This window comes from Klebsiella sp. 2-CIP_Kleb., assembly GCF_050378715.1.
In the GTDB taxonomy this organism is placed as follows: domain Bacteria; phylum Pseudomonadota; class Gammaproteobacteria; order Enterobacterales; family Enterobacteriaceae; genus Klebsiella; species Klebsiella quasipneumoniae.
In genome coordinates this window covers 1-6,592 of the sequence record NZ_JBNRLG010000019.1, presented here as the reverse complement: position 1 = coordinate 6,592, position 6,592 = coordinate 1, and the positions used below count along the sequence as shown (strand labels likewise).

The following is a 6,592-nucleotide window of genomic DNA, read 5'->3' as shown; positions in this document are numbered from 1 at the left end:
AGGCAGCAAACAGGGAAGACGCGGAAAGGAAATGCGGGCGGCGCGTCAGCGCGGCCCGGTTTTCCCGGCGCCGCAGGCGCGCGGTCTTTCGAGGCGCGGCCAGACGGGGACCGAGGCCCCATTCGCCAGCTCTGTTCCCGAATCAGTCAACAAACATCGAGACCGGGATTTGAAATCGATTTGCCAGCGCCCGCATGTGATCAAAGGTCAGACTGCGTTCACCACTGAGGATCCGGCTGACGAGCGATTTATTACCTATCTCGTTTTCGAAATCGGACTGAGAAAGCCCGTATTGCTGCATAAGAACCCGCAGCAACGATACACCGTTTTTGCCTGCTTCGAAGCGCGTATTAAATTCTTCAAATTCCACCGCGTTATCTTCCCAGGCATCGATGCGGGCAGTCAGCATATCAACCAGCGGGCTGTCCGGATCATGTTCCAGAAGATATTCAACGAGTTTACGTGCCTCTTCGTAATCTTTGCGGGACGAACTGCCACCCAGCAGAGGGACAATACTCGCCAGGTCATTCACCGCTTTATTGGCATCGCTAATCATTCAAACCTGCTGAATTTTAAAGTTAACACCGCAGGCTCTGGCGTACCGAACCAGCGTCTGAATACTCATTCGCGAAGCGTTCTTCTCCATACGTGAGATAGTAGGCGCTTTGATGCCCATACGTTCTGCAACCTGTGCCGACGTCAAACCCGCTTCTTTTCTCCATGTTGCTAAGGTTTCCCGAAGTAGCTCCGAGGCTTCTTCTGCCTCGAATGCCGCGCTGTACTCATGATCGTTCATTGCTTCGGTATGAACCTGGCTAAGGGTTTTATATTTCATTCTGCATTTCCTCCAGTCTGCGAAGTGCCTGATCTATTTCTGCCGGGGGCGTTTTTGGCGATTTTTTGATAAAGATCCGAAGTAGAAAAATACGTTCACCACTCTGATATACCCAGATTCCGCGGGCGATATCTGCCCCCATTGTACGTATTTCGAAAAGGCCGTTTCCAAGCGGCTTGGTATCTGGCTCGCGTAGCTGGCGAGGGTTTGCTTCCAGCTTCATGAGTAGCCTGGCCATTTTTGCACGAATGGCAGCAGGCAGAGCCGTAAACTCTTTTTCAGCCTCATCATGAAAGATGACTGTGAACATGAATGTAATCTCTGGTCCGTATGCGCACACATTAGCTCAAAAGCTAACTTAGCTCAAGAGCTAAGTTAGCTGGCTTCTCACTACCCGACCTTTACGACTTCAATGCCCAGGATCAGAGCGATGAATTCTGCTTTGTTCTGAAGCAACCAGGTGCGTGCTTCGGGTGCCTGAGCTTTGCTGATATCGATATCAAACTGATTAAGCGCTGCAGCATCGGCGTGTCCAAGTGTAATACCGCGCCACTGCATCCCTGCAAAATAGGCGTTCCCTGCCCCCTGCTGGATTTTTCCTTTCACGTGTTCCATTGCCCAGACCTCATTTCACACCCAGACGGCGGAACATATCGGCGATGATATTCCGGCGCGTATATGAAGCACCTGCGGCTTTCAGATCGGCCAGCACGTTATAGGCGTAACTGGCATCCTTTCCATGAAAAGCGATCACCTTTTCCGCTTTTGGTTCAAAACAGGATGGGGAAGTTTCCCGGAAGAAAGCCTCTGATGAGTGTTGATTGCCGTATACTTTCATTTTGCGTTACCTCTGGTCTTTAAGGGATGGCAGCGATACGCCGCCATCCGTGTTTATTTCTCAGCAGTCGTTTGCCGCCAGTTCACTCATCAGTACATCCCGTGCTTCCAGCGCGCGTTCCTCTTCGGCTAGCGTCAGCAGATAGCCGCGCTTTGCCGCAGCGCCCATTAACACCGGACGGTCTTTCAACGGCAGCGCATCCAGATAATCCAGCGCACCACCCAGCAGATGGGCCTGATACAGCTCGTAATGCATCCCGCAGCTCCGACCAGCCTTTTTCTCGATACGTTCCAGCACTACATCGGCGCGGATAACATCGAACGGGTTTCGGGAATGAATGTTGCGCACAAAACCGTCAGTCCGGAGGGTTGTGCTTTCTTTGGTGGAGGGTTTTTCGTTGACGTTTTGTGTGCTCATCCAGCTTTCTCCTTTGTCTGTTTTTCTGCCTTTTAAAACCATCACCCGTTGAGTTGCCGGGGCCGCGGTTTTGACTTTGTGCGGGGACCTGCTGAACCTGCCCTCTGGATATAACCTTCACCCGTTTGAGAGCCGTTCGCCGCAAGGGCGTAAACGAGCACGGCCCGGTGCAGATGTCCGGGGGTGAGCGGGAAATTTTTTTCGGTCTAATGAAGCGCAGCGGAATGGCCGGGAAAAATTTATTGCGAAAGGCTCTGCCGTCCCCTGGACAGCAAGACGGGTTGTGCTTGTCTCAGCCCCGGCGAATGGACTCAAACGGGTGATACGGGTACCAGGGGAAAGGAGCAGGCACCCGCCGCAACGACGAAGAGCGCGGGCGCGAAACGGCGTTGCCCCGCAGAGTGCCGGCAGTCCTTCGCCGGCACGGTGAAAGCGGTGCGGCCGGAACGGCCGCAGCAAGCGCTGCCGTTGACTTTGACCTCAGACATCAGACACTAGCCGTCAGGCCCGAAACCGCGTAGCGGGTTCGGCGGAGCCCGGCAGGTGCGCAGCAGCTGCCCTGGCGGAGTGTGGCTCGACGACTGGACAGCGCAGCTGGCCGGGAGCCGAAGGTGTCCAGTGTTGTTATGCCTTTCTTATCGTTCCAGGCGTTCGATGGTGGCCAGCAATTGCGGATAGGTCGCTGACTGACACTTTTCGTACAGTGATTTAGCTGCGGGTATCCCTTCCAGATAATCATCCGAGTCCCGAATTTCCTGAGCCAGATATTCAATAAAGGCGGGTTCCACAACGGAGCCACTCAGCACATTAAGCAGAACCTGTGTTTCGTCGTCATCGAGAGGAAGGGCACAGGCCCGAACCAGATGCGCATAGCGATCAAAGATATTATTCAGCCTTTCAGTCACCCCTTCCCTGTGGGAGTTCAGATGTGCTCGCAGCTTAGGCGAAGGCGTGAAAGAGGGGTTGCGGGAGATCTCTTTTTTCATGGGTTATCCTCAGAATACTGGCCCGACATCATTAAGAATTTGCGCCTCTCCCTCACGAACTGTCGGTACCATTTACGGGCAACACTGGCCAGATCGTCCTCAGAAGCGCCACAGGAAAGCGTACTCCCCATGAACCCTCCACCACAGCAAATCTGAGCACCTGTGTTACCAGAGTGTCCCGGCGACTCCAGGTGAACATAACCGCCACTGTCGGGTGCGTAAAAACTGAAAATTTCGCCGGTTTTACGGGATTTTATCGTGAAGTTCATGCTGGCTCTCCTTTGGCTCACCCGCGACTGCGCTTCGCCTCACTGAGTTAAGTGGAAAAATTGCTGTTCATTACACAATCAACTGTATGACAGATGTCATACATAATCAACAAAAAAAAGCCTGCTAAAATAGCAGGCAAGAAACACTGGATCATTCAAGTAATGAACTGCGGTATCACCTGACAGACCGAGCGACTGATTTATCAGGAAAGCAGAAACCGCGCATTGCACATAGAAGGTATCACAGCACGTTTCCGGAAGGAAAACCCGCCCGGAGGGCGGGTTAAGTGCTATGCAACCTGATGTAGCGCCGGATTTCCCCGGGGAGCCTTTGGACAGCCTCACTGACTCGTGGACTTTTAACTCTGCCGTTGCTGTTTCCACCCCTCCGTAAAGAGGGCTACGCTACAGAGCGAACTTATCACCAGAACCCAAATGTTCACAATCAATCGCTCTTTTTTTCACACTGATGACAGGGTGTTACGGTGAATGAAGGGTGTTAATGTGACTTGCGATTCATTGAATCCGTGTTGTAGGTAGGTGAAAGCATTTTGCCCGCCTGTCGTGCGGTTTTTTCCTGTAAGCAGGAAAAAGGGGCTACCGGCGAACCGGCAACCCCTTCATAAAGGCGCTTCAGGCATGTCAGACCAACGCAGCCCTGAAAAGGCGGGGTATCCCCCGCCTCCAGGTTGCTACTTACCGTTGGATTCGTAAGCCAGGCTTGCCGCGACCTCCCTGTTCCCGTCCTTTAGCCGGACTTCGCATAAGCGGTTCCGGGTCAGGCATGTGAATATCAAGAGCGTTAAACAGACGATTAATACGCACCAGACCAGGGCGTTTCGCGGTAGTTTCATGGTTTACTCCTCCTTGCAAATTGCACGGTAAGAGGCCATACTGGTGTTGACTAGACATTCAGTGGGCCTCGTGGGTTAATGAAAATTAACTACGGGGCTTTCTGCTTTCTGCCACACAACACGGTAACAAACCACCTTCACGTCATGAGGCAAAAAGCCTCAAGCGCCACGTCGATTATACCGGGCCGGTGCTATTTCTTACCAGGTATATCCACGCTTTATGCTGCTTAGCGCTTTAAATATCTAATGTATACCCATCCCGCGATCAAGACGCCCGTGCCCAGCGCAAGATTAGGCAAAATAACATCGTTTGCACTTGCGTATATGGTATTAGGATCATGTTGCCCCCAGAATGCCAGCTTGAACCCGACGCCCCAGACAAAGAATATAATCCCGGCAATCAGAACGCCGAATTTTATAACGCCGAGCAGGATTTCATCTAACCAGTCAGGCGGATCACGCCATGTGATGACCGCAGCTATTAGTGTGCAGATGAGCTGGCCTGCATAATATCCAGGGGAACCATCCCATTCCGGAGCAACATACTTCACGGTCAACCAGAACAACACGTTCATTAAGATAACGAGCAACCAGTACCTCATCGTTCTGCTTTCCTTATTTTTGGCCATCTGCGTTGTCAGACAGCATTGTACTTATTCATTGGTCGGACTTGCCATTGAAATACGCCGGACGCGCAGCCAGTTCACGCTCGATTAACTCATCAGCAAACAAAGGGGCAACACGATTAATCCGTGCCTGCATGTTGCGCCTTCTCACCGCGGCTTTCCGTTCATCGCTCCAGCGCTGGATCTGTTTCTGGCCGAGAAAATCCACGCATACAGCGTAACCTGAGCCAGCCACCCAGCGTGACATCACCTCTTCAGGTGCCGCCTGCCCAGCCTCCACGACAACGGAAATCAGTTCCTGTGGACCCGGGCAGGGCCTGTGCGGCAGTTTCCAGCGCAGGGAATAGCGCCACTTCATACACCGCTCCGATCAGCCAGCTTATTTGGCACCTGCCAGCGTTCAGCGACACGAACATGCTCAGGTGTTTCCCGGACAATAAACGGGATTTCGTACATCACTGCATACAGCGGCTCACCGCTGATGCGAAGCCAGTCAAGTTCCTTCAGCGATGCGAATCGCGACTGCCAGCGCCAGAACGGTGCTGCAAGCTCTGCCGCGTCAAACTCGTCGCTCCACCGGGTGTACCAGGTGCAGACGGTTTCCGGTGACTGAAAATTCAGTTCTGTTACAGCCTGTCCCAGCAGGTTCTGACGCAGTAACCAGGACTGCTCGACCTGACGGGCTTCACGGCGCATTTTTCGGGTGAAGGCAAAGTCCTGACGTTTTAGCCTGCGTACTGTTCGGGTATGAAGGACTTCCGGAAAAAGTTCAGCCTGCACATCCATTGTCAGCGGCAGCGGACAGTATTCCCCGTGGCTGGAGATAAGCATATCCAGCGCCTCTTCCACCTGTTTCAGGCTGGAAAGGCGGTCTTTTGGATCACGGTGAAGGCCAGGAATACGGCGGGCAACGTCACTGTTAATCCGGCTACAGCCTGTCAGCAGGCGCAGGAATGTCCGGACGTGTGGCATCGATGGCAGACGTGCGCCGCGCTGGCGAGCCTCTTCCACCGTCATGATGGCCTGCAGCGCTGCCTGACGGGCTGGTTTCAGGGATACAAGAGCACTGGATGACGGGATCATTGTGCGCCCTCCTGTGACAGCGTGCTGATGATGCTGGCAAACGAGTAGCCACCGGCGTCAAGACACTCGATGAGATCCAGAGTATGGGTGATGAGTTCAGGGTTGAATGCATCCATCACGCGAACGACAGAGAACGGCTGACCGTCACGGGTAACAAATACCACTATCCAGCGAGGATTCAGCTCCCCCGGACTGCATACCGCCACATCAAAGTGACCATGAGGGGGCGTAAAACGGATCTGGACAGGAAAGAAGCCGCCAAATTCGCACCGGTACTCGGCATTCACGGACCAGCCGGACGGTGAGGTCAGATCGCGCATGACAGCGTGGCTCAGCTCCCGGCGGAAATCTTCACCGGCTGCGCGGTAGTCTTCCAGCTCATCAGAAGACATGGTTTTCAGGACATCCAGAGTCAGTAACGTTTTCATTTTCAGTCTCCTTATCGCCGCCCCGCAGGGCGGCGTCTCCGTTATCAGGCGGCACAGGCCGGGTTGTTATGGTCGGTGACGTCTCCGGCATCAGCGTCGGTATCGTTCTGACTCGTTGCCAGACTGAGTTCAGACTTTGCGGCAGTGAAGTGGTTTACTGAATTTGGCCACCTGAACAGAGGTGATATGCTCACCTCAGAACAACACAGGTGCCATAATGAAAAAAAGAAATTTCAGCGCAGAGTTTAAACGCGAA

The 6,592-nt window shown here is 53.4% G+C and carries 13 protein-coding genes and 2 pseudogenes; all 15 read right to left on the bottom strand.

Annotated elements, in window-relative coordinates; translation table 11 throughout:
- Window positions 1-142: 142 nt before the first annotated feature.
- The gene (locus ACQUTP_RS25545) at window positions 143-556 is read right to left on the bottom strand and encodes a helix-turn-helix domain-containing protein (protein WP_004182074.1); all 414 of its coding nucleotides are present in this window, start codon (window positions 554-556) and stop codon (window positions 143-145) included.
- Complete coding sequence (locus ACQUTP_RS25540; protein WP_004152721.1) at window positions 557-835, bottom strand: helix-turn-helix domain-containing protein; 279 nt, start codon at window positions 833-835, stop codon at window positions 557-559.
- Window positions 825-1,145 (bottom strand): type II toxin-antitoxin system RelE/ParE family toxin, encoded by a 321-nt coding sequence (locus ACQUTP_RS25535; protein WP_004152720.1) that lies wholly within the window; start codon window positions 1,143-1,145, stop codon window positions 825-827. Before ACQUTP_RS25535 ends, ACQUTP_RS25540 begins: the two co-directional genes overlap by 11 nt.
- Window positions 1,146-1,225: 80 nt before the next feature.
- Window positions 1,226-1,450 carry a hypothetical protein gene (locus tag ACQUTP_RS25530; RefSeq protein WP_004152719.1) on the bottom strand — a complete coding sequence of 75 codons (225 nt, stop codon included), beginning with the start codon at window positions 1,448-1,450 and terminating at the stop codon, window positions 1,226-1,228.
- Between the two features lie 10 nt (window positions 1,451-1,460).
- Complete coding sequence (locus ACQUTP_RS25525; protein WP_021313197.1) at window positions 1,461-1,673, bottom strand: hypothetical protein; 213 nt, start codon at window positions 1,671-1,673, stop codon at window positions 1,461-1,463.
- Window positions 1,674-1,733: 60 nt separating this feature from the next.
- Window positions 1,734-2,090, bottom strand: a complete 357-nt coding sequence (locus ACQUTP_RS25520) for a hypothetical protein (RefSeq protein WP_004152717.1) — start codon at window positions 2,088-2,090, stop codon at window positions 1,734-1,736.
- 635 nt (window positions 2,091-2,725) lie between these two features.
- Complete coding sequence (locus tag ACQUTP_RS25515) at window positions 2,726-3,076, bottom strand: hypothetical protein (RefSeq protein WP_015065620.1); 351 nt, start codon at window positions 3,074-3,076, stop codon at window positions 2,726-2,728.
- Window positions 3,073-3,345 carry a hypothetical protein gene (locus tag ACQUTP_RS25510; protein WP_047062072.1) on the bottom strand — a complete coding sequence of 91 codons (273 nt, stop codon included), beginning with the start codon at window positions 3,343-3,345 and terminating at the stop codon, window positions 3,073-3,075. The genes ACQUTP_RS25515 and ACQUTP_RS25510 overlap by 4 nt, the downstream gene beginning before the upstream one ends.
- Window positions 3,346-4,037: 692 nt before the next feature.
- Window positions 4,038-4,160, bottom strand: a complete 123-nt coding sequence (locus tag ACQUTP_RS25505) for a Hok/Gef family protein (RefSeq protein ID WP_085842394.1) — start codon at window positions 4,158-4,160, stop codon at window positions 4,038-4,040.
- Window positions 4,105-4,257, bottom strand: a pseudogene (locus ACQUTP_RS25500) (DUF5431 family protein); the annotation flags it as partial. The pseudogene ACQUTP_RS25500 and the gene ACQUTP_RS25505, both read right to left, overlap by 56 nt.
- Before the next feature lie 169 nt (window positions 4,258-4,426).
- Window positions 4,427-4,801, bottom strand: a complete 375-nt coding sequence (locus ACQUTP_RS25495; protein ID WP_047062073.1) for a hypothetical protein — start codon at window positions 4,799-4,801, stop codon at window positions 4,427-4,429.
- Between the two features lie 55 nt (window positions 4,802-4,856).
- Window positions 4,857-5,183: a hypothetical protein gene (locus tag ACQUTP_RS25490; protein WP_047062074.1), complete on the bottom strand. Its 327-nt coding sequence runs from the start codon at window positions 5,181-5,183 to the stop codon at window positions 4,857-4,859.
- Window positions 5,180-5,908, bottom strand: a complete 729-nt coding sequence (locus ACQUTP_RS25485; protein WP_047062075.1) for a plasmid SOS inhibition protein A — start codon at window positions 5,906-5,908, stop codon at window positions 5,180-5,182. The genes ACQUTP_RS25490 and ACQUTP_RS25485 overlap by 4 nt, the downstream gene beginning before the upstream one ends.
- Complete coding sequence (gene psiB, locus ACQUTP_RS25480; protein ID WP_004194235.1) at window positions 5,905-6,336, bottom strand: conjugation system SOS inhibitor PsiB; 432 nt, start codon at window positions 6,334-6,336, stop codon at window positions 5,905-5,907. Before psiB ends, ACQUTP_RS25485 begins: the two co-directional genes overlap by 4 nt.
- A gap of 44 nt (window positions 6,337-6,380) precedes the next feature.
- Window positions 6,381-6,479 (bottom strand): annotated as a pseudogene (locus tag ACQUTP_RS25475) (hypothetical protein); the annotation flags it as partial.
- Window positions 6,480-6,592 lie beyond the last annotated feature (113 nt).